The 19032-nt window shown below is 71.3% G+C and carries 18 protein-coding genes; all 18 read right to left on the bottom strand.

What is annotated here, in order from left to right; translation table 11 throughout:
- Nucleotides 1-17: 17 nt before the first annotated feature.
- The 18 genes from GPA04_RS02705 to thrS all read right to left on the bottom strand — a co-directional run bounded on the left by GPA04_RS02705 (nt 18) and on the right by thrS (nt 18977).
- Entirely contained in the window at nt 18-2366 is a 2349-nt protein-coding gene (locus GPA04_RS02705) for a RelA/SpoT family protein (RefSeq protein WP_156222036.1), read from the bottom strand.
- Between the two features lie 25 nt (nt 2367-2391).
- Nucleotides 2392-3495 (bottom strand): protein translocase subunit SecF, encoded by a 1104-nt coding sequence (gene secF, locus GPA04_RS02700; RefSeq protein ID WP_156222034.1) that lies wholly within the window; start codon nt 3493-3495, stop codon nt 2392-2394.
- On the bottom strand, nt 3495-5543 hold the full coding sequence (secD, locus tag GPA04_RS02695; RefSeq protein ID WP_156222032.1) for a protein translocase subunit SecD: 2049 nt from the start codon (nt 5541-5543) through the stop codon (nt 3495-3497). The genes secF and secD overlap by 1 nt, the downstream gene beginning before the upstream one ends.
- Nucleotides 5544-5586: 43 nt before the next feature.
- Entirely contained in the window at nt 5587-5982 is a 396-nt protein-coding gene (gene yajC, locus GPA04_RS02690) for a preprotein translocase subunit YajC (RefSeq protein WP_156222030.1), read from the bottom strand.
- Nucleotides 5983-6057: 75 nt separating this feature from the next.
- On the bottom strand, nt 6058-7119 hold the full coding sequence (gene ruvB, locus GPA04_RS02685; protein WP_156222028.1) for a Holliday junction branch migration DNA helicase RuvB: 1062 nt from the start codon (nt 7117-7119) through the stop codon (nt 6058-6060).
- Nucleotides 7112-7720 carry a Holliday junction branch migration protein RuvA gene (ruvA, locus tag GPA04_RS02680; RefSeq protein ID WP_156222026.1) on the bottom strand — a complete coding sequence of 203 codons (609 nt, stop codon included), beginning with the start codon at nt 7718-7720 and terminating at the stop codon, nt 7112-7114. The genes ruvB and ruvA overlap by 8 nt, the downstream gene beginning before the upstream one ends.
- A 71-nt stretch (nt 7721-7791) precedes the next feature.
- Nucleotides 7792-8382, bottom strand: coding sequence for a crossover junction endodeoxyribonuclease RuvC (gene ruvC / locus GPA04_RS02675; protein WP_156222407.1), 591 nt, complete (start codon nt 8380-8382; stop codon nt 7792-7794).
- Between the two features lie 392 nt (nt 8383-8774).
- A complete protein-coding gene (locus GPA04_RS02670; RefSeq protein WP_156222024.1) occupies nt 8775-9545 on the bottom strand; it encodes a YebC/PmpR family DNA-binding transcriptional regulator in 771 nt (256 codons plus the stop codon).
- Nucleotides 9546-9600: 55 nt separating this feature from the next.
- The gene (pdxT, locus tag GPA04_RS02665) at nt 9601-10221 is read right to left on the bottom strand and encodes a pyridoxal 5'-phosphate synthase glutaminase subunit PdxT (protein ID WP_156222022.1); all 621 of its coding nucleotides are present in this window, start codon (nt 10219-10221) and stop codon (nt 9601-9603) included.
- Nucleotides 10218-10787 carry an NUDIX hydrolase gene (locus GPA04_RS02660; protein ID WP_241680545.1) on the bottom strand — a complete coding sequence of 190 codons (570 nt, stop codon included), beginning with the start codon at nt 10785-10787 and terminating at the stop codon, nt 10218-10220. The genes pdxT and GPA04_RS02660 overlap by 4 nt, the downstream gene beginning before the upstream one ends.
- Complete coding sequence (pdxS, locus tag GPA04_RS02655) at nt 10784-11692, bottom strand: pyridoxal 5'-phosphate synthase lyase subunit PdxS (RefSeq protein WP_156222018.1); 909 nt, start codon at nt 11690-11692, stop codon at nt 10784-10786. The genes GPA04_RS02660 and pdxS overlap by 4 nt, the downstream gene beginning before the upstream one ends.
- Before the next feature lie 57 nt (nt 11693-11749).
- The gene (locus GPA04_RS02650; protein WP_156222016.1) at nt 11750-13018 is read right to left on the bottom strand and encodes a PrsW family intramembrane metalloprotease; all 1269 of its coding nucleotides are present in this window, start codon (nt 13016-13018) and stop codon (nt 11750-11752) included.
- A 43-nt stretch (nt 13019-13061) separates the two neighbouring features.
- Nucleotides 13062-13628: a hypothetical protein gene (locus GPA04_RS02645; protein ID WP_156222014.1), complete on the bottom strand. Its 567-nt coding sequence runs from the start codon at nt 13626-13628 to the stop codon at nt 13062-13064.
- Between the two features lie 10 nt (nt 13629-13638).
- The gene (locus tag GPA04_RS02640; RefSeq protein WP_241680544.1) at nt 13639-14802 is read right to left on the bottom strand and encodes a glycosyltransferase family 4 protein; all 1164 of its coding nucleotides are present in this window, start codon (nt 14800-14802) and stop codon (nt 13639-13641) included.
- On the bottom strand, nt 14799-15761 hold the full coding sequence (locus tag GPA04_RS02635) for a phosphatidylinositol mannoside acyltransferase (RefSeq protein ID WP_156222012.1): 963 nt from the start codon (nt 15759-15761) through the stop codon (nt 14799-14801). Before GPA04_RS02635 ends, GPA04_RS02640 begins: the two co-directional genes overlap by 4 nt.
- Nucleotides 15758-16393 carry a phosphatidylinositol phosphate synthase gene (gene pgsA / locus GPA04_RS02630; RefSeq protein WP_156222010.1) on the bottom strand — a complete coding sequence of 212 codons (636 nt, stop codon included), beginning with the start codon at nt 16391-16393 and terminating at the stop codon, nt 15758-15760. The genes GPA04_RS02635 and pgsA overlap by 4 nt, the downstream gene beginning before the upstream one ends.
- A gap of 2 nt (nt 16394-16395) precedes the next feature.
- Nucleotides 16396-16962 (bottom strand): HIT family protein, encoded by a 567-nt coding sequence (locus tag GPA04_RS02625; RefSeq protein WP_241680543.1) that lies wholly within the window; start codon nt 16960-16962, stop codon nt 16396-16398.
- Complete coding sequence (gene thrS, locus GPA04_RS02620) at nt 16959-18977, bottom strand: threonine--tRNA ligase (protein ID WP_156222008.1); 2019 nt, start codon at nt 18975-18977, stop codon at nt 16959-16961. Before thrS ends, GPA04_RS02625 begins: the two co-directional genes overlap by 4 nt.
- Nucleotides 18978-19032: the final 55 nt, after the last annotated feature.

Raw genomic sequence — 19032 nt, 5'->3', positions numbered from 1 at the left:
GGGCGGGTCGAACCCGCTCAGTCCACCTCGTCGTCGTCGGTCTCGGCGACGAGGTGGTCGGCCTGGTTGCGCGCACCCGTGAGGCGGAAGACGTCGAACACGCCGTCGATCTGACGGACCGACTTGAGGACGTGGCCGAGATGGTTCGGCTCGGCCATCTCGAACACGAACCGCGAGATCGCCACCCGGTCGCGCGTGGTGGCGACGTTGGCCGACAGGATGTTGACGTGGTTGTCCGAGAGCACCTTGGTCACGTCGGAGAGCAGCCCGTTGCGATCGAGCGCCTCCACCTGGATCTGCACGAGGAACATCGAGCTGACGTCCTTGGCCCACTCGACGTCGACGATCCGCTCGGGCTGCTGCTGCAGCGACTCGACGTTCGCGCAGTCGGTCCGGTGCACCGAGATCCCGGACCCACGCGTGACGAACCCGATGATCTCGTCGCCAGGCACGGGCGTGCAGCAGCGGGCGAGCTTGGTGAGCGTGTCCCCGCCGTCCATGCCCTTGACGACGATCGCCGGGCTGCCCTGCCGCGCGCGCGGGCTGGGCCGACCGGGCAGCGTGGCCTCGGCGAGGTCCTCCTCGGTGCCGGACTCGCCACCCAGCGTCGCCACCAGCCGCTGCACCACGTTCGCGGCCGACACGTGGCCCTCGCCGACCGCGGCGTACAGGGCCGAGACGTCCGCGTAGCGCATCTCGTCCGCCAGCGCCACGAGGGTGTCGTGGGACAGGATCCGCTGGATCGGCAGGTTCTGCTTGCGGAGCTGCTTGGCGATCAGGGTGCGACCGGCCTCGATGGCCTCCTCGCGGCGCTCCTTGGTGAACCACTGCCGGATCTTGTTGCGGGCCCGCGGGGACGTGACGAACGAGAGCCAGTCCTGGCTCGGCCCGGCGCTCTCGGCCTTGGAGGTGAAGACCTCGACCGTGTCACCGTTCTGCAGCACCGACTCCAGCGGCACCAGGCGTCCGTTGACGCGCGCGCCCACGGTCCGGTGCCCGACCTCGGTGTGGACCGCGTAGGCGAAGTCGATCGGCGTGGAGCCGGCGGGCAGCGCCTGCACGTCACCCTTGGGCGTGAACACGTAGACCTCGGCGCCCTGCATCTCGAAGCGCAGCGAGTCGAGGAACTCCCCCGGGTCGGCGGTCTCCTGCTGCCAGTCGATCAGCTGCCGGAGCCAGGGCATCGAGTCGTCGCGTGTGTCCGGTGCCGCACCGCGGGGGTTCGCCTTGGTGGTCTCCTTGTACTTCCAGTGCGCGGCCACGCCGTACTCGGCACGCCGGTGCATGTCGTGGCTGCGGATCTGGATCTCGACCGGCTTGCCGCCGGGGCCGATGACCGTGGTGTGCAGCGACTGGTACATGTTGAACTTCGGCATCGCGATGTAGTCCTTGAACCGGCCCGGAACAGGGTTCCAGTGGTTGTGGACCACGCCGAGAGAGGCGTAGCAGTCGCGGACCGAGTCCACGAGCACCCGCAGCCCCACGAGGTCGTAGATGTCGGTGAAGTCGCGGCCGCGCACGATCATCTTCTGGTAGATCGAGTAGTAGTGCTTCGGCCGGCCCGTCACCGTCGCCTTGATCTTGGCGGTCTTGAGGTCGTCGAGCACGAGGTCGCGGACCTGCCCGAGGTACTCCTCGCGCGCCGGGGCGCGCTCGGCGACCAGGTGCACGATCTCGTCGTAGACCTTGGGGTAGAGGGTCGCGAACGACAGGTCCTCGAGCTCCCACTTGATCGTGTTCATGCCGAGCCTGTGCGCGAGCGGGGCGTAGATCTCGAGCGTCTCCCGCGCCTTCTTGGCCGCCGAGCTCGCCGAGACGTACTTCCAGGTGCGGGCGTTGTGCAGCCGGTCGGCGAGCTTGATCACCAGCACCCGGATGTCGCGGGCCATCGCGACGACCATCTTGCGGACCGTCTCGGCCTGCGCGGCGTCGCCGTAGGTCACCTTGTCGAGCTTGGTGACGCCGTCGACCAGCGCGGCGACCTCGTCGCCGAAGTCGGTGCGCAGCGCGTCCAGCGAGTAGCTGGTGTCCTCGACCGTGTCGTGCAGCAGCGCCGCCGCCAACGTGGGCGGCGTCATGCCCAGCTCGGCCAGGATGGTCGCGACGGCGACCGGGTGGGTGATGTAGGGATCGCCGCTCTTGCGGAGCTGACCTCGGTGGGCCTGCTCGGCGACGACGTAGGCGCGTTCGAGGATCGCCGTCTCGGCGCGCGGGTGGTTGGCGCGCACCGCACGGACCACCGGCTCGATCGCCGGCGAGGAGGAGTGCGCACCGCGCGAGCCGAGCCAGACCAGCGCAGAACGAACACGCGAACCCGTCTGGGCTCCCTGCTCGCTCGTGGCGCCGACTGCGGTCTCCTCGGCCATGGACCGATCTTAGGCGCCGCTCGGGCTACTTCTTCCCGCGCCTGCGCCGGGGCAGCGCAGCCTGGCCCAGGTGCCCGCCTGCCCGCAGACCGCCCACGCGCGCGGCCCCCACCAGCTCGGTGGCGTCCTCGCCCTGCGTCTCGGCCTCCGCCAGCCGGCGTCGGCGCGCCTCGAGCACCTTCTCGGTGTGGGCGCGGATCGCGGGATCGCGGGTGCGGAGCACGACCTCCATCGGGGCTGCGATGAAGACCGAGGACAGGGTCGAGACGATCATGCCGATGAACAGCGCGAGCGCGATGTCGCGCAAGGTGCCGGCGCCGAGCAGGAACGCACCCACGAAGAGGATCGAACCGACCGGCAGCACGGCGAGCACCGAGGTGTTGATCGAGCGGACCAAGGTCTGGTTCACCGCGAGGTTGGATGCCTCGGCGTAGGTGTACCGGGTCTGCTCGTGCAGGCCTTCGGTGTTCTCTCGCACCTTGTCGAACACCACGACGGTGTCGTACAGCGAGTAGCCGAGGATCGTCAGGAACCCGATGACGGTCGCCGGCGTCACCTCGAAGCCGACGCCGGCGTACAGACCCACCGTGATGACGAGGTCGTGGAGCAGCGCGATCAGTGCGGCCGCGGCCATGGTCCATCGTCGGAAGTAGACGGCCATCACGATCGAGACCAGGACCAGGAAGATCACCAGGCCCTGCAGCGCCTTGTTGGTCACGCTCTGGCCCCAGGTGGGGCCCACGAACGAGGCGGTCACGTCGGCGACGTCCACCTCGTAGGCGGCGGCCAGCAGCTCACGCAGCTCGGAGGTCTCCTCGTCCGTCAGCTGCTCCGTCTGCACCCGGATCGCGCTGTTGCCGACCGTGGAGACGCGAGCGGCCTGCGACGGGGCGATCGACGCGAGCGCGTCGTGCGCCGGCTGCTGATCGGTGATCGAGGTGCCGGAGACCGTGAACTCGGAGCCACCGCGGAACTCGATCCCGGGGTTGATGCCGCGGGCGAAGAGCAGCACCACCGACAGGGCGAGCAGCGCGAAGCTGATCGCGAACCACCGGCGCCGGTGACCGATGATGTCGAAGCTGCGCTTGCCGGTGTAGAGCTCGTTGCCGAGCTGGGCGAAGCTGGCCATCAGCGCTCCTCCTTGCTGGAGCCGACGAGATCGGCGTCGTCATCGGCGTCGTGCGCCTTGGCGGCGGCCGCGCGCCGCTCGGCGATCGTGCCGCCTGCCGGACGCGGTTCCCGCTCCGCGGGTGAGCGGAAGGACCCACGACCGCGGTAGACCGGTGCGACCGTGGAGCCCAGGTGCCGCGGATCGAGCCCGGAGAGCTTGTGACCCTGACCGAAGAACGTGGTGCGGACCAGCAGCTGCATCATCGGGTGGGTGAAGCAGAACACCACCGCGAGGTCGATCAGGGTGGTGAGGCCCAGCGTGAAGGCGAAGCCTCGGACGCCACCGACCGCGAGGAAGTAGAGCACGGCGGCGGCGAGCAGGTTCACGGCGTCGGAGGCCAGGATCGTGCGGCGGGCGCGCTTCCACCCCTGCTCGACGGCGACGTCGAGGCGGCGCCCCTCACGCACCTCGTCGCGGATGCGTTCGAAGTAGACGACGAAGGAGTCTGCCGTGATACCGATCGCGACGATCAGACCCGCCACACCCGGCAGCGACAGCCGATAGCCCTGCACCCAGGACAGCACCGAGATGACGCCGTAGGTCAGCAAGCCGGCGACGATGAGGCTGGCGACCGTGACGAGCGCGAGCCCGCGGTACTGCGCGAGCGAGTAGAGCACCACCAGCACGAGGCCGATCAGACCGGCGAGCAGACCGCGCTGCAGCTGCTCGGAACCGAGCGTCGCCGAGATCTGCTCCTCGGACTGCACGGTGAAGTTGATCGGCAGCGCACCGAAGCTCAGCTGGTTGGCGAGCGTCGCCGACGTCTCCTGCGTGAAGCCGCTGCCCTGGCCGCCGGTGATCGACGCCTGGCCGTTGGGGATCTGCTCGTCGACGCTCGGCGAGGAGATCACCAGCGTGTCGAGCACGATCGCGAACCGGTTCTGCCCGGTGGCGGCCAGGCCGGCGAGCCGCGCGGTCACGTCGCTGAAGATCCGCCCACCGGCGTTGGTGAACTCCAGGAAGACCGCGTAGTCGCGGAGCACCTGGCCCTGGTCGTTGGTCCGCAGCCCCGAGCTCGCGCTGGCGATGTCGGTCCCCTCGAGCTCGGAGGGCCCGAGGATGTACTTCGCGGTGCCGTCCTGCGAGCAGGTGACGAGCGGCGCGTCGGGGTCGTCTCCGCCGCCGCCGATCCGGTTGGCGGGATCGGTGCAGTCCAGGACGTAGAAGTCGTAGGCGACCTGCTCGGTGATCCAGGCCTGGTCGCTGGCGCTGGTGGGCTCGGTCGCGGGCTCGGTGGAGAGCTCGCCGTCCTGGTCGGAGTCGGCCAGCGTGAACGCCGCGGCCTCGATCTCCTCGCGCGTGGGCGGGGTCGCGTCCTGCGTGGCGTCCTCGGTCGGCTCGTCCGCCGGCGCCTCGGTGGCCTCGTCGGTGTCCGGCTCCGTCGGGGTGTCGGTCGCCTCGTCCGTCGGGGTGTCGGTCTGCGCGGGCCGCATCATGCTGGTGCCGCCGCCGGGGTTGGACCCCACGACGCCGGCGCCGTCGGTGCTGCCGTCGGCGGGTTCGGTCGGCTCCTCGGTGGCGCCGTCGGTCGGCTCCTCGGTGGGGCCGCCGGTCGGGACCTCGGTCGGGTCGGTGGGCGTGGCCATCGCCGGGTCGACCGGGTTCGGGGCGTCCTCGACGAGCAGCACCCGGAAGCGCATCTGCGCGCTCTGGCGCACCAGGTCGAGCGTGGCCTCGTCAGGCTCTCCGGGGAGCGCGACCACGATGTTCTGGCCGCCCTGGCTGGTGATCTCCGCCTCGGAGACACCCGAGGAGTCCACGCGCTGGCGGATCACCTCGATGGCCTGCTCGATGTCGCGGTCGGTGATCTCCGCGCCGTTGTCGACCTGCGGCTCCAGGATGATCTGCGTGCCGCCCTCGAGGTCGAGGGCGAGGTTCGGCGTCCAGGACGCGTCGGACCAGCGCACGCCGGCAGCGAGGCTGCCGAAGACCGCGCCGATGAGCACGATCAGGAGGATCAGCGTGCGCGCGGGGCGCGCTGCTGACGACGAGCTACGTGTAGCCACTGCGGGTCAACTCTCGAGCAGGCGCGCCGGAGCGCGCGCACGGTCAGCGGGCGGTGTCGTCCCGCGGGGGCAGGGGGTTGGTGCCGAGGTCGGTCGGGGGCGCGGCCTCGTCCTGGAGCCCGGCGCCCGTACCGTCGGTCGCGGCGAGCTCGTCGTCGTCAGCCGCGGGCTCGTCCTCGACGAGCTTGGCGATGGCCACCAGCAGCCACTCGGACTCCTGCCCGCCGAGGGTGCTGATCGTGACCTTGTCGCCGTCGACGGCGACGACGGTGCCGAACATGCCCGAGGTCGTCATGACCCGCTGGCCCGGCTGCAGCGTGGAGCGGAACGACGTCGCCTCCGCCTGCCGCTTGCGGGCCCGGCTGCTCATGAAGAGCATCGCGACGATCGCGAGCCCCATGAAGATCAGGAGGAAGGTGGTGCTGCTGCCGTCGTTCATCAAAGTCCGTCCGCGGGAGGCCAGGGCTGCGGGCGAGTCTACGTCACAGCACTCCGCGCACGGGCCGAGGCGCGCTCAGCTCCAGAGCGGTGCTTGCGGGCCGGGCGGCGTCAGGCCGAGGTGGGCGAACCCGGCGTCCGTGGCGACCCGACCGCGCGGCGTGCGGGCCATCAGCCCTTCCCGGACCAGGAACGGCTCGGCGACCGACTCGATGGTCTCGGGCTCCTCGCCCACGGCGACCGCGAGCGTCGACACCCCGGTGGGGCCGCCCCCGAAGCGCTCGCACAGCGCGCGCAGCACCATCCGGTCCAGGCGGTCGAGCCCGCGCTCGTCGACCTCGAACACCGTGAGCGCGGCACGGGCGGCGGCAAGGTCCGCCCGGCCGTCGCCGCGGACCTCCGCCCAGTCCTGCACGCGCCGCAGCAGCCTGTTGGCGATGCGCGGGGTGCCGCGTGAGCGGGAGGCAATCTCCGCCGCCGCGCTCCCCTCCAGCTCGATCTCCAGCAGCTCGGCCGAGCGGTGCAGCACGCGCTCGAGCTCGTCGGCGGAGTAGAAGTCGAGGTGTGCGGTGAAGCCGAACCGGTCGCGCAGCGGCGCGGGCAGCAGCCCTGCCCGCGTGGTCGCGCCGACCACGGTGAAGGGCGGCAGCTGCAGCGGGATCGCCGTCGCTCCCGGGCCCTTGCCCACGATCACGTCGACACGGAAGTCCTCCATCGCGAGGTAGAGCATCTCCTCGGCCGGTCGGGCCAGGCGGTGGATCTCGTCGATGAAGAGCACGTCCCCCTCGGCGATCGAGGACAGGATCGCGGCGAGGTCGCCCGCGTGCTGGACGGCCGGCCCGGAGGTGAGCCGCAGTGCACCCTGCACCTCGGCCGCCACGATCATCGCGAGCGTGGTCTTGCCCAGACCGGGCGGCCCGGAGAGCAGCACGTGGTCAGGGGGCTGACGGCGGGCGGTCGCGGCGTCGAGCACGAGCGAGAGCTGGTCGCGCACCACCCGTTGGCCGACGAACTCGGTGAGCCGGCGCGGCCGCAGCGCGGCGTCGACCGCGCGGTCGCCGTCGTCGGCCTGGGCGTCGACGAGCCGGTCCTCGCCCAGCTCGGCGTCGAGGTCCTCGAGCCCGTCGCGCTCAGCCACGGCGGGCACCGCCGAGCAGCTGGAGCGCCGAGCGCAGCACGGCGCCGGTGTCGGAGACCTCGACCGTGCCGCTCTCGAGGATCTCGTCGGTGGCGGCCTCGGCCTGCTTGAGAGCCCAGCCCAGTCCGGTCAGCGCGGCCACGACGTCCGCGCGGCTGCTCCGCGAGGTCGAGCCGCTGCTCGGCGTGGCGCCGGCCAGCGCGGGGCCGAGGCGGTCGCCGAGCTCGAGGACGATGCGCTTGGCGCCCTTCTCACCGATGCCGGGCACCTTGACCAGGGTCTTGTGGTCCTCGGAGGCGACGGCCTGGCGCAGTCCGTCGGGGCTGTGCACGGCGAGCATCGCCAGCGCGAGCCGCGGGCCGACGCCGCTGACGGTCTGCAGCGTCTCGAAGACGTCGCGCTCGTCGGCCTCGGCGAACCCGAACAACGTCATCGAGTCCTCCCGGACCACCAGCGACGTGGCGAGCGTCGCGGTCGCGCCGTGCCGCAGCGTCGCCAGCGTCGCGGGGGTCGCATGGACGCGGTGCCCGACACCGTGGACGTCGATCACCGCGCTGTCGAGCCCGATGTGCTCGACCACTCCTCGGACGTGCGCGATCACCGCGTCATCCTCCCGACCATCCTCCAGCACCTTCCGCAGCCGAACATCTGTGCGACAGCGTAACGCGAGGCTCAGCGAGCGAGGCGACGGCGCGCCGCCTGCGCCCGGGCGGCGGTCCCGGCGGCGGCCTCCGCCCACGCCCGCTGGGCGGCGGTCTGCCCCTGCACCCCCGGCATCGGGACCACGGTGGCGGAACCACGCCACCCGTGGGTGATCGCGATCGCGAGGGCGTCGGCGGCGTCGGCGGGCGAGGGCGCTTCCTCGAGCCCGAGGATGCGGCGCACCATCTCCTGGACCTGCGCCTTCTCGGCGCGACCGCTCCCGGTCACCGCGGCCTTGACCTCGCTGGGCGTGTGCAGCGCGACCGGGACCGAGACACGCGTCGCGGCCACCATGGCGAGCCCGGCCACCTGCGAGGTGCCGGTCACGGTCCGCACGTTGTGCTGGGCGAACACCCGCTCGACGGCGACCGCGTCCGGCCGGTACCGCTCGATCCACTCCTCGAACGCCTGGGCGATCTGCAGCAGCCGCCGCTCGGGCGCCATGTCGGCGGCCGTGCGGATCACGTCGACGGCGACCAGGCGCACCGTGCGTCCGGGCAACGCCTCGATGACGCCGATGCCGCACCGGGTCAACCCGGGGTCGACACCAAGGATCCGCACGCTCACCGACCCAGCGTCTCAGCCACGCCGCCACTCCCCCGCCACCGACACTCGTGGACCGACACTCCTACCTCGCCCTGACCGCCGGGTCGCCTTCAAGCCGCTGCGGACGACGGCGTCGGCACCGTGGTGAGGCGGCTCACCTCCGTGGTCGCGCCCCTCGTCCGCGGCTCAGGTACCGCCCTGCAAGCCAGTGACGCCAAAACGCCATCGACCCGCCCCCCGAGGCGACCCCACCACGAAGCCGGAGAGCAAGAATTCCTGTGCGCGAGGCTGGATGGGCCTGGCGGGAGCGCGGCGAGAGCGACGAAGGAGCGAAGACGCGCGGATGGTCGCCTCGCGCACAGGAATTCTTGGTCAGCCGGCGCCCCAGCCATGGACGATCAGGGGCGTCACTCCTCCTCGAGCGCCGCCATGACCTCGTCGGAGGCGTCGAAGTTCGCCCACACGTTCTGCACGTCGTCGCTGTCCTCGAGCGCGTCGATGAGGCGCATCACGTTGCGCGCCCCGTCGACGTCGACCTCGACCTCCATCGAGGGCACGAACTGCGCCTCGGCGGAGTCGTACTCGATACCGGCGTCCTGGAGCGCGGTGCGCACACCGATCAGGTCACCGGCCTCGCTGATGACCTCGAAGCTGTCGCCGAGGTCGTTGACCTCTTCGGCGCCGGCGTCGAGGACGGCGTCGAGCACGGTCTCCTCGTCGAGGTCCGGGCCGTCGGCCGCCTTCTTGGGCACGAGCACGACGCCCTTGCGGTTGAACAGGTAGGAGACGCTGCCCGGGTCGGCCAGCGAGCCGCCGTTGCGGGTGAAGGCGACGCGCACGTCGGAGGCGGCGCGGTTCTTGTTGTCCGTGAGGCACTCGACGAGCACCGCGACGCCGCCGGAGGCGTACCCCTCGTACATGATCGTCTGGTAGTCGGCGCCGCCGGCCTCGGCACCGGAGCCACGCTTGACCGCGCGGTCGATGTTGTCGGCGGGAACCGAAGCCTTCTTGGCCTTCTGGATGGCGTCGAACAGCGTCGGGTTGCCGGCGGGGTCGCCGCCGCCGGTACGGCCGGCGACCTCGATGTTCTTGATCAGCCGCGCGAACAGCTTGCCGCGCTTGGCGTCGATCACGGCCTTCTTGTGCTTGGTCGTCGCCCACTTGGAGTGACCGGACATGGTGAGCTCCGCTCCTGGTTTGCTTGCTTGCCTTGCGAGTGCGCGGGTGCCGCGCTCAGGTGGTCTCGGCGATCACCATGGCCACGAAGGCCTGGTGAACCCTGTGGTCCGCACTGATCTCCGGGTGGAAGGCGGTCGCCATGAGTGCGCCCTGACGGACGGCGGCGATCCTACCTGCCTCGGGGCCGGTCGAGACCGTCGCGAGGATCTCGACGTCCTCCCCGACCTCGTCCACCCAGGGTGCGCGGATGAACACGGCGGTCATCGGCGGCTCGTCCGGGCCGGCGCCGAGCGCCGGTGCGTGGAGCCGCTCCTCGAAGGAGTCCACCTGGCGGCCGAAGGCGTTGCGCCGCACCAGCACGTCGAGCCCGCCGACCGTCTGCTGGTCGTGCGTGCCCCCGGTGATGCGGTCCGCGAGCAGGATCATGCCGGCGCACGAGCCGTACACCGGCAGCCCTGCGGCGATCCGTTCCCGCAGCGGCTCCATCAGCTCGAACCGGCGCAGCAGCTTGTCGATCGTGGTCGACTCCCCGCCCGGGAGGACGAGGCCGTCGACGGCGGCCAGCTCGCCGGCGCGTCGCACCAGCGTGGTGCGGGCGCCGCAGGCCTGCAGCGCCGCAGCGTGCTCGCGGACGTCACCCTGCAGCGCGAGCACCCCGATCGTCGGTCCGGTCACCGGGGCACAGCCTCGCCGGGCGTGTCGTCGTCCTGCAGACCGAGGTGGCGGACGGTGCCGTCCCACCCGGTGATCACCGTCTCGAGCACGTCGGCCAGCTCGTGCGGGAAGACCTCGATGTCGACCTGCCGGAGGTCGGCGAGCGACCACCACGTGATGTCGTCCATGAACGAGCGCTCGACGTCGGTCCAGCCCTCCCGGGTGACCTCACCGGCGTCCCGGATGCGTGCGTAGTAGAAGACCTCGTCCTGGCGGACGTGCTCGGCCTCGAAGTCGAAGACCGCCTCCCGCGTGAGCACCGGACCGATGAGGTCGGTCTCCGCGATGCGCAGCCCCGTCTCCTCCGCGAGCTCACGCACGGCGGCCTGGGTGGGCGTCTCGCCGGCGTCGATGCCGCCGCCGACCGTGAACCACCAGGACCGCTCGGGCCGGTCGACGTCGTGCCCGCGCACGAGCAGCACCCGATCCTGCTCGTCCAGGAGCAGCACCCGTGCCGCCCGGCGGAAGTAGCGCCCGTCCTCGGGACTCCTGACCCACTCGGGTCCCAGCGAGCCTTCCGAGCTCACCAGCCGCGCTCGGCGAGCCGGTGCGGCTGCGGGATCTCGTCGACGTTGATGCCGACCATCGCCTCGCCGAGGCCGCGAGAGACCTTGGCGATCACGTCGGGGTCGTCGTAGAACGTGGTGGCCTGCACGATCGCGGCGGCCCGCTCCGCGGGGTTGCCGGACTTGAAGATGCCCGATCCCACGAACACGCCCTCGGCGCCGAGCTGCATCATCATGGCCGCGTCCGCCGGCGTGGCGATGCCGCCCGCGGTGAACAGCACGACCGGCAGCTTGCCGGTGCGCGCGATCTCGACGACGAGGTCGTACGGTGCCTGGAGCTCCTTGGCGGCCACGTAGAGCTCGTCCTCGGGGAGCGAGCCCAGGCGCTTGATCTCGGCCCGGATCGTCCGCATGTGGGTGGTGGCGTTGGAGACGTCCCCGGTGCCGGCCTCACCCTTGGAGCGGATCATCGCGGCGCCCTCGGTGATCCGGCGCAGGGCCTCACCGAGGTTGGTGGCGCCGCACACGAACGGCGCGGTGAAGGCCCACTTGTCGATGTGGTTCGCGTAGTCCGCGGGGGTCAGCACCTCGGACTCGTCGATGTAGTCGACGCCCAGGCTCTGGAGCACCTGCGCCTCGACGAAGTGACCGATGCGTGCCTTGGCCATCACCGGGATCGAGACGGCCGCGATGATGCCGTCGATCATGTCGGGGTCGCTCATCCGGGAGACGCCACCCTGGGCGCGGATGTCCGCGGGGACCCGCTCGAGCGCCATCACGGCCACGGCGCCCGCGTCCTCGGCGATCTTGGCCTGGTCGGCCGTGACGACGTCCATGATGACGCCGCCCTTGAGCATCTCGGCCATGCCGCGCTTGACGCGTGCGGTGCCGAGCTGGGGCGTGGGGGTGGGCTGGTCCTCGGACACGTTTCAGACCTCGATGACGCTGGGACGGAGGCCTGCGCGATCGGCAGGCACCTCAGTCTAGAGCCGCGGCTGGCCGACGACTCCCTGCGCCGACATCGTGAACGTACGGCGGTCCTTCTGGATCTCGTTGAGGAGCTCGTGCTCGCTCTGCGAGGCCCGCAGGTCCGCCCTCCCGGTCAGCTGGCGCTGCCGCAGGTACGCCAACGACGTCGCGTCCCGCTGGAACTCCTTCATCGACTGCTTGGCCCGCTCGCCGTACCGGGCGGCCCACGCCCGCGCCTGGGATCGCATCCGCATCGAGGCCAGCATGTGGACCTCGTGGGGCGCGAACCAACCGGCCTGGGCGTACTCGCCCAGGCGCGCGCGGACGACCTCGGCCTCCTGCCGCCGCAGCCAGGCCATCAGCACGACCACCGCGATGAACAGCGGCAGCTGGATGACGAGGAACAGCACGAAGAAGTTGCCGAGCATCGAGCTGCCGTTCCAGAGCGCGTGCAGCCCCATGGCGCCCACGAGACCCACCGGGAACGCGAACAGCACCGTCGTCGTCTTGCGGGACCGTGCCGCCATCCCGATCGCGATACCGATGCAGGCGGTGAAGATCAGGTGCGCGAACGGCGAGAGCAGGCCGCGCACCACGAACACCGCCCAGACGAACTCGGCGTTCTGCGCGAAGTAGAGGATGTTCTCGGTGAACGCGAAGCCGGCGGCGACCGTGGCGGCGTACACGACGCCGTCGACCGGTCCGTCGAAGTGCTGGCGGCGCAGCAGGAACAGCAGCAGCACGCCGATGCCCTTGAACAGCTCTTCGACGACCGGGGCGACGACGACGGCGCTCAGCGTCGTCGCCTGCTGGGCGTCGCCGGTGGACTCGAAGAACCACTGGCGTGCGGCGGTGTTGACGAACAGCGAGCTCAGCGTCGACACGCCGGCGCCCCAGAGGAGGGCGGTCAGCAGCAGCAGCTTCGGCTCCGGCTCCCACCGGTCGAGCCACAGCACACCCGCGAGCACGATGGTCAGCGGGATCAGGGCGAGCACGAAACCTGCGGTCGTCGGCCCCACACCGGCACCGCGCATGACGATGACGATCACGGCGATCATCGCGATCACACTGGCGGCGATCAGGGTGATGTAGAGGATCGGCCGGTTGCTGATCTTCTGGTCGCCCACCCACACCTGGTCGATCGGACCGGTGGTGTTCGGGGGCGGCGCCATCGCCGCGTTCATCGATCCCAGCTCGGCAGGAGAGGGGGCGAAACCGCCTGGTCTGTAGGCCTGCGGGTACGTGAGCGCCGGCGTACCAGCCTCGGGTTCAGGGCGCGACATGGCCCACACTCTAGGGCCAGTGGCGGCGCCGTTCGCGGAGGAATCAGCGGAAGACGTCGTCGTCCATCTCGAACGTCACGGGCATCGCGGCCCGCCCCGCCAGGTGGAACACCCTGACCAGCGGGTTCTGCCGCAGCCGCTGGGTGGCCACGACGGCGTCGTTGTGGAACCTGCGCGCGAGCTGTGCCCGGTAGGCGGCCTGCTCGAGGTCCGCCAGCGGCGCGGCCGCGACGGGGTCGGCGCGCAGCGCGGTCAGGTCCTCGGCGTCACCGAGCGCAGCCCGCAGGTCGATCGTGAGCTCGGACTCGACGAGGCCGCGCTCCATGCCGGTGTCGGCGAGGTCGCTGGCGCCGCCGACCAGCCGCGGTGCCTGCACCGCGGCGTTCCAGGCGGCTTCCGCCACGATCAAGGTGGAGGCCGCGTCGAGACGACCGGTCCGGGCGAGGTTGCCTGCGGTCTCCGCGCGCCGGACGAGCTGGGCCTCGAGCACCGCTCGCGAGCTGATGACCCGGCGGTGCAGCCGGTCGACCCGCTGCGCGAGGTTGACCAGCACCAGACCGACGATCGCGACGACGCCGATCGCGATCAGCGCCATCTCGGCGCCGCTCACCGGGTGCCCCTCATCGCCTGCCTCGGAAGATCCGCTCGAGAAGACCGCGGTGGTCGCTCGGGGCCGCGGTCACCATCGCGTAGACATCCAGCACGCGGGAGGCGACCGTGCCCCAGTCGAACCGGCCGACGGCGGTCCGTGCGTACCGCCGGAGCCGCTCGGTCTCCTCGGGCTGCTCGATCGCCTCGATGAGCACCCGGGCGAGGTCGGCGGAGTCGCCCGTGCGGAAGATCCGGCCCGAGGCGCCGTCGTCGAGCACGGCCCTGAACGCCACCAGATCGCTCGAGATCACACCCGCGCCGCCGCTCATCGCCTCGACGAGCACGATGCCGAACGACTCTCCCCCGATCTGCGGTGCCACGTACAGGTCGAGCGAGGCGAACAGCGCCAGCTTGTCCGACTCGCTGATCTCCCCCAGGTACTCGACGGCGTCGCGCGGCAGCCCCGCGTCGCGGAGCGCGTCGTCGATGTCGCCGCGACCGGCGACCAGGAACCGCGCACCGGGGCTCTGCCGGCGCACCGCCGTCACCGCGCCGAGAAGGACCTGCAGGCCCTTGCGCGGCTCGTCGAGCCGCCCGAGGAACCCGATCGTGGGCGCCTCGGCGCTGCCCTGCCAGCGTGGGTCGGGGCTCGCGTTCGCGAACCGGTCCACCTCGACGCCGTTGGGGATGACGACGGCGTCGCCCCCGAGGTGCTCGACGACCGTGCGTCGGGCGGCTTCGGAGACGGCGATCCGGGCGCTGATGCGCTCCAGCCCCGGCTGCAGGAACGGGTTGGCGATGATCATCGCCCGGGACCGCTCCTGCGAGGAGTGGAAGGTGCCCACCACGGGAGCGGTGGCAGCCCGCAGCGCGATCAGGCCGACGCTCGGAACGATCGGCTCGTGGATGTGCACCACGTCGTGCGCCCCGTCCCTGAGCCACGTCTCCACCCGCCTGGAGACGAGCGGGCCGAACGCGACCCGCGCCGTCGAGCCGTTGTAGTTGACGGGCACCGTGCCGCCGGCCGAGGTCACGTACGGCGGCAGGTCGCTCTCGTCGTCGGAGGGCGCCAGCACCTGGACGTGGTGCCCGCGGGCCATCAGGTTCTCCGCGAGGTCGCGGACGTGGTAGTTGACGCCACCCGGCACGTCCCATGCGTAGGGGGTCAGCAGGCCCACACGCAACGTCTTCACCCGCTCTCGTCCGTCGCGATCGCGCCGGCGCTCGCGCGCGCCAGCCGGTCGGCGTCGAGGTCGTCGGAGAAGACCTTCTGCAGCATGTGCCAGTCCTGCGGGTACTGCTGGATGCGCGCGACCTGGAGGTCCACCCAGCGCTGCGTCATCGCGGCGATCGCCTCGCGCTGCGGCAGCTCGGGCGCCTCGATCGGTCCCTGGAAGTCGATGACGATGCCCCAGGGACTGCCCGCGCGCCGGCGCCGGTCGCCGTGCAGGCGCTCGTAGTGGATGTGCACCGAGTACAGCGCGGCTCGGGCGGCCAGGGCGAGCGCCGCCGGACCGGGCGCCACCCGCATCGGGTGGCCCGCGGCGTCGACCTCCAGCCCGTCGCGGCTGAGGTCGCGGTCGGCGAGCAGCGGCACGAACGAGACCGGCTTGCGCATCCCGGTCAGCAGCCGGCGGAACACACCGGTGCCCTTGGCGAAGGGGACGATCCGCAGCCCCAGCCCCTCGCGGAACTCGACGAACTGCCGGAACAGCTCTTCGGGCTCGAGGGTCTCCGCCACCGTGAGCACCGGCGAGTACCGCTTGACGAACCAGGCACCCGCGAGGTCCCAGTTGCCGCTGTGGGTCAGCGCGCCGACCGTGGCCTGCCCGCTCTCGATCAGCGCGAGCATGGGCTCGTGCCCGACCGCGCGGACCCGTGCCGCGATCTGCTCCTCGGTGAGACCGGGGAGCTGGAAGGACTCGGCGTAGTAGCGCATGTACGAGCGCATGCCTCGACGCGACATGCGCCGCAACGCACGACCCTGCAGGTCGGGCCGCAGCCGTTCCAGGTTCCGCTCGAGCTGCTTCACGCCGCCGATCCGGGCCGCGTGCGCGATGACGGCGACGGCGTCGAAGATGCCGCGGACGAGCGCGCCAGGCAGCCGCGGCACCACGCGCCAGGCGAGCAGGAACAGCGAGCCGGCGTTCATGCGGTTCTCCCGTCGACGAGCGCACGGCGCACGAGCACCATGCGTTGGCCCACCGTGACCAGGCTGGCGGCGGCCAGCAGCGCCAGGGCGACGACCAGCACCAGCACGGGCAGCCCCAGCCCGACGAGCAACGTCGCAGCGAGCGCAACGATCAGCCGATCGGCTCGCTCGGCGATGCCCACCTTGGCGACCACCCCCAGCGCCTGCGCCTTGGCGCGCGCGTACGAGACGAGGCCGCCGAGCGCCAGGCACGCCACCGCCGTCGCCACGCCCCAGGTCTGGGTGCTGCCCGTGGTGTGGCCGACGAAGTACAGCGTCAGCCCCGCGAAGATCGCGCCGTCGGAGAACCGGTCGAGCGTCGAGTCGAGGAACTCGCCGTACGGTCGTGGTTCCTCACCGTGCACGAGCCGGGCCATGATCCCGTCGATCGAGTCGGTGAGCACGAACACGCCGAGCACCAGCGCTCCCACGGTGAGGTGCGCCGTCGGCAGCAGGGTCAGCGAGGCGGCGATCACCGCGAGGGTCCCCGCGAACGTGACCACGTCCGGGGAGACCTTGAGCCTGACGAGCAGTCGTGCCAGCGGCCCGAAGAGGGCGCTGGAGACTCCGCGACCGCGGTTGCCGAGGACCACGGCTACTCCCCCGGCCAGGCGGCGGCGAGCTGCTCGCGCGTGTGGCCGAGCAGCTCCGGGACCGCCTTGGTGCGGCCGATGATCGGGAGGAAGTTGGCGTCGCCGTCCCAGCGGGGCACGACGTGCAGGTGCGCGTGCCCGGCGATACCCGCACCTGCGCCGGACCCGGTGTTCATGCCGGTGTTGAAGCCGGTGGGTCGCTTGGTCGCACGCAGCACCTCGATGCCCGTGGTGACGAGCTCGATCGACTCGGCTCGCTCCGCCGTCGACATGCTCACGAGGTCGGGCACGTGGCGGTAGGGGCAGATCAGCAGGTGACCGGGGTTGTAGGGGTAGAGGTTGAGCGCGACGAAGCACGTCACGCCTCGGTGCACGATCAGCGCGTCGGCGTCCGCCCCCCGCGGGCCGGAGCAGAACGGGCAGTCCCGCTCGGAGGTGCTGACGACCTTCTCGGGGCCGTCCACGTAGACCATCCGGTGCGGGGTCCACAGGCGCTCGTAGCCGTCGGGCTCCCGGGGGAAGCCCGACGGCGGGAGCGCGCCTGCCGTGGTCGGGTCCTCCTCGGTCACACCTGCACCCGGTCCGCGATCGCGTCGCGCACGATCGTCACGGCCTCGCTGATCGGGACCCCGTTGCGCTGGGAGCCGTCACGGAACCGGAACGAGACCGCGCCGGCCTCGGCGTCGTCGCCACCGGCGATCAGGACGAAGGGGACCTTCTGCGTGGTGGCGTTGCGGATCTTCTTGTTGAAGCGGTCGTCGGAGTCGTCCAGCTCGGCGCGGACACCGGCAGCCCGCAGCTGCGCGACGACGTCCTCCAGGTAGTCGTTGAACGGCTCCGCCACCGGGACCGCGAGCACCTGCACCGGGGCCAGCCACGGCGGCATCGCACCCGCGTAGTGCTCGAGAAGGATCGCGAAGAAGCGCTCGATGGAGCCGAACAGGGCGCGGTGGATCATCACCGGGCGCTGGCGGGAGCCGTCCGCTGCGGTGTACTCCAGCTCGAACCGCTCGGGCAGGTTGAAGTCGAGCTGGATGGTCGACAGCTGCCAGGTCCGCCCGATCGCATCCCGTGCCTGCACCGAGATCTTCGGACCGTAGAACGCCGCGCCGCCCGGGTCGGGGACGAGGTCGAGGCCCGAGGCGAGCGCGACCTCCTCCAGCACGGCGGTGGCTTCCGCCCAGGTGGCGTCGTCACCGACCGACTTCTCCGGGTTGCGGGTGGACAGCTCGAGGTAGAAGTCGTTCAGACCGTAGTCGCGCAGCAGGTCGAGCACGAAAGTCAGCAGGGAGGCGAGCTCGTCGCGCATCTGCTCGCGGGTGCAGTAGATGTGCGCGTCGTCCTGCGTGAAGCCGCGGGCGCGGGTCATGCCGTGCACCACGCCGGACTTCTCGTACCGGTACACGGTGCCGAACTCGAACAGCCGCAGCGGAAGCTCGCGGTAGGAGCGTCCCCGGGCGTCGAAGATCAGGTTGTGCATCGGGCAGTTCATGGGCTTGAGGTAGTAGTCCTGCCCCTGACGGCGGAGGGTGCCGTCGGCGTCGCGCTCCTCGTCCACCCGCATCGGCGGGTACATGCCGTCGGCGTACCAGTCCAGGTGCCCGGAGACCTCGAACAGCTTCGCCTTGGTGATGTGCGGGCTCGACGCGAAGGAGTACCCGGAGGCGATGTGACGCCGGCGCGAGTAGTCCTCCATCTCCATCCGGATCATCGCGCCCTTGGGGTGGAACACCGGCAGCCCGGAACCGATCTCGTCCGGGAAGGAGAACAGGTCGAGCTCGGTGCCCAGGCGGCGGTGGTCGCGGCGCTCGGCCTCGGCGAGCCGCTCCGTGTACGCGCGCAGCTCGTCCTTGGTGGGCCACGCGGTGCCGTAGACGCGCTGCAGCTGCGGGTTCTTCTCGCTGCCGCGCCAGTACGCCGCGGCGCTGCGCATGAGCTGGAAGCCGTTGCCGATCAGCTTGGTGGTCGGCAGGTGCGGGCCGCGGCACAGGTCCTTCCAGGCCACGACCTCGTTGCCCTCGCGGTCCCGGGCGACGTTGTCGTAGATCGTCAGCTCGCCCGCGCCGATCTCGGCGCTCGCGCCCTCCGCGGCGCCCTCGGCCGCTCCCGATCCCTTGAGCCCGACCAGCTCGAGCTTGTAGGGCTCGCCCGCGAGCTCGGCACGCGCCTCCTCCTCGGTCACCACCCGACGGCGGAACCGCTGGCCGGTGTTGACGATGCGCTGCATCGCCTTCTCGAGCTTCTTGAGGTCCTCGGGCTGGAACGGGGTCTCGACGTCGAAGTCGTAGTAGAAGCCGTCGGTGATCGGCGGGCCGATGCCGAGCTTGGCGTCGGGGTTGACCTGCTGCACGGCCTGCGCGAGCACGTGCGCGGTCGAGTGGCGCAGGATGCTCAGCCCGTCCGGGGAGTCGATGGTGACCGGCTCGACGGCCTGGGCGCCGTCGAGGACGACGTCGAGGTCGCGCAGCTCACCATCGACCCGGACGGCGACGACGGCCCGGTCCGAGCCGAACAGGTCCGTCCCGGTCGTGCCCGCGGCGACCGACTGCTGGGCACCGGCGACGGACAGGGAGAGCTCAGGCACGGCGACGCTTTCGTCGAGGGAACGGGACGAGTACCGATCGTAGTCAGCGCGAACC

This window comes from Pseudactinotalea suaedae, assembly GCF_009733815.1.
In the GTDB taxonomy this organism is placed as follows: Bacteria; Actinomycetota; Actinomycetes; order Actinomycetales; family Beutenbergiaceae; genus Pseudactinotalea; species Pseudactinotalea suaedae.
Note: the sequence above shows the minus strand (reverse complement) of the source record. Positions and strands in the feature narration are given on the sequence as shown.

Excerpts from the sequence above, each read along its gene's own strand:
- GPA04_RS02670 (WP_156222024.1), bottom strand. The coding sequence starts at position 9,545 with ATGTCCGGTCACTCCAAGTGGGCGACGACCAAGCACAAGAAGGCCGTG.
- secF (WP_156222034.1), bottom strand. The coding sequence starts at position 3,495 with ATGGCCAGCTTCGCCCAGCTCGGCAACGAGCTCTACACCGGCAAGCGC.
- GPA04_RS02705 (WP_156222036.1), bottom strand. The coding sequence starts at position 2,366 with ATGGCCGAGGAGACCGCAGTCGGCGCCACGAGCGAGCAGGGAGCCCAG.
- GPA04_RS02635 (WP_156222012.1), bottom strand. The coding sequence starts at position 15,761 with ATGAACGCCGGCTCGCTGTTCCTGCTCGCCTGGCGCGTGGTGCCGCGG.
- yajC (WP_156222030.1), bottom strand. The coding sequence starts at position 5,982 with ATGAACGACGGCAGCAGCACCACCTTCCTCCTGATCTTCATGGGGCTC.
- GPA04_RS02650 (WP_156222016.1), bottom strand. The coding sequence starts at position 13,018 with ATGTCGCGCCCTGAACCCGAGGCTGGTACGCCGGCGCTCACGTACCCG.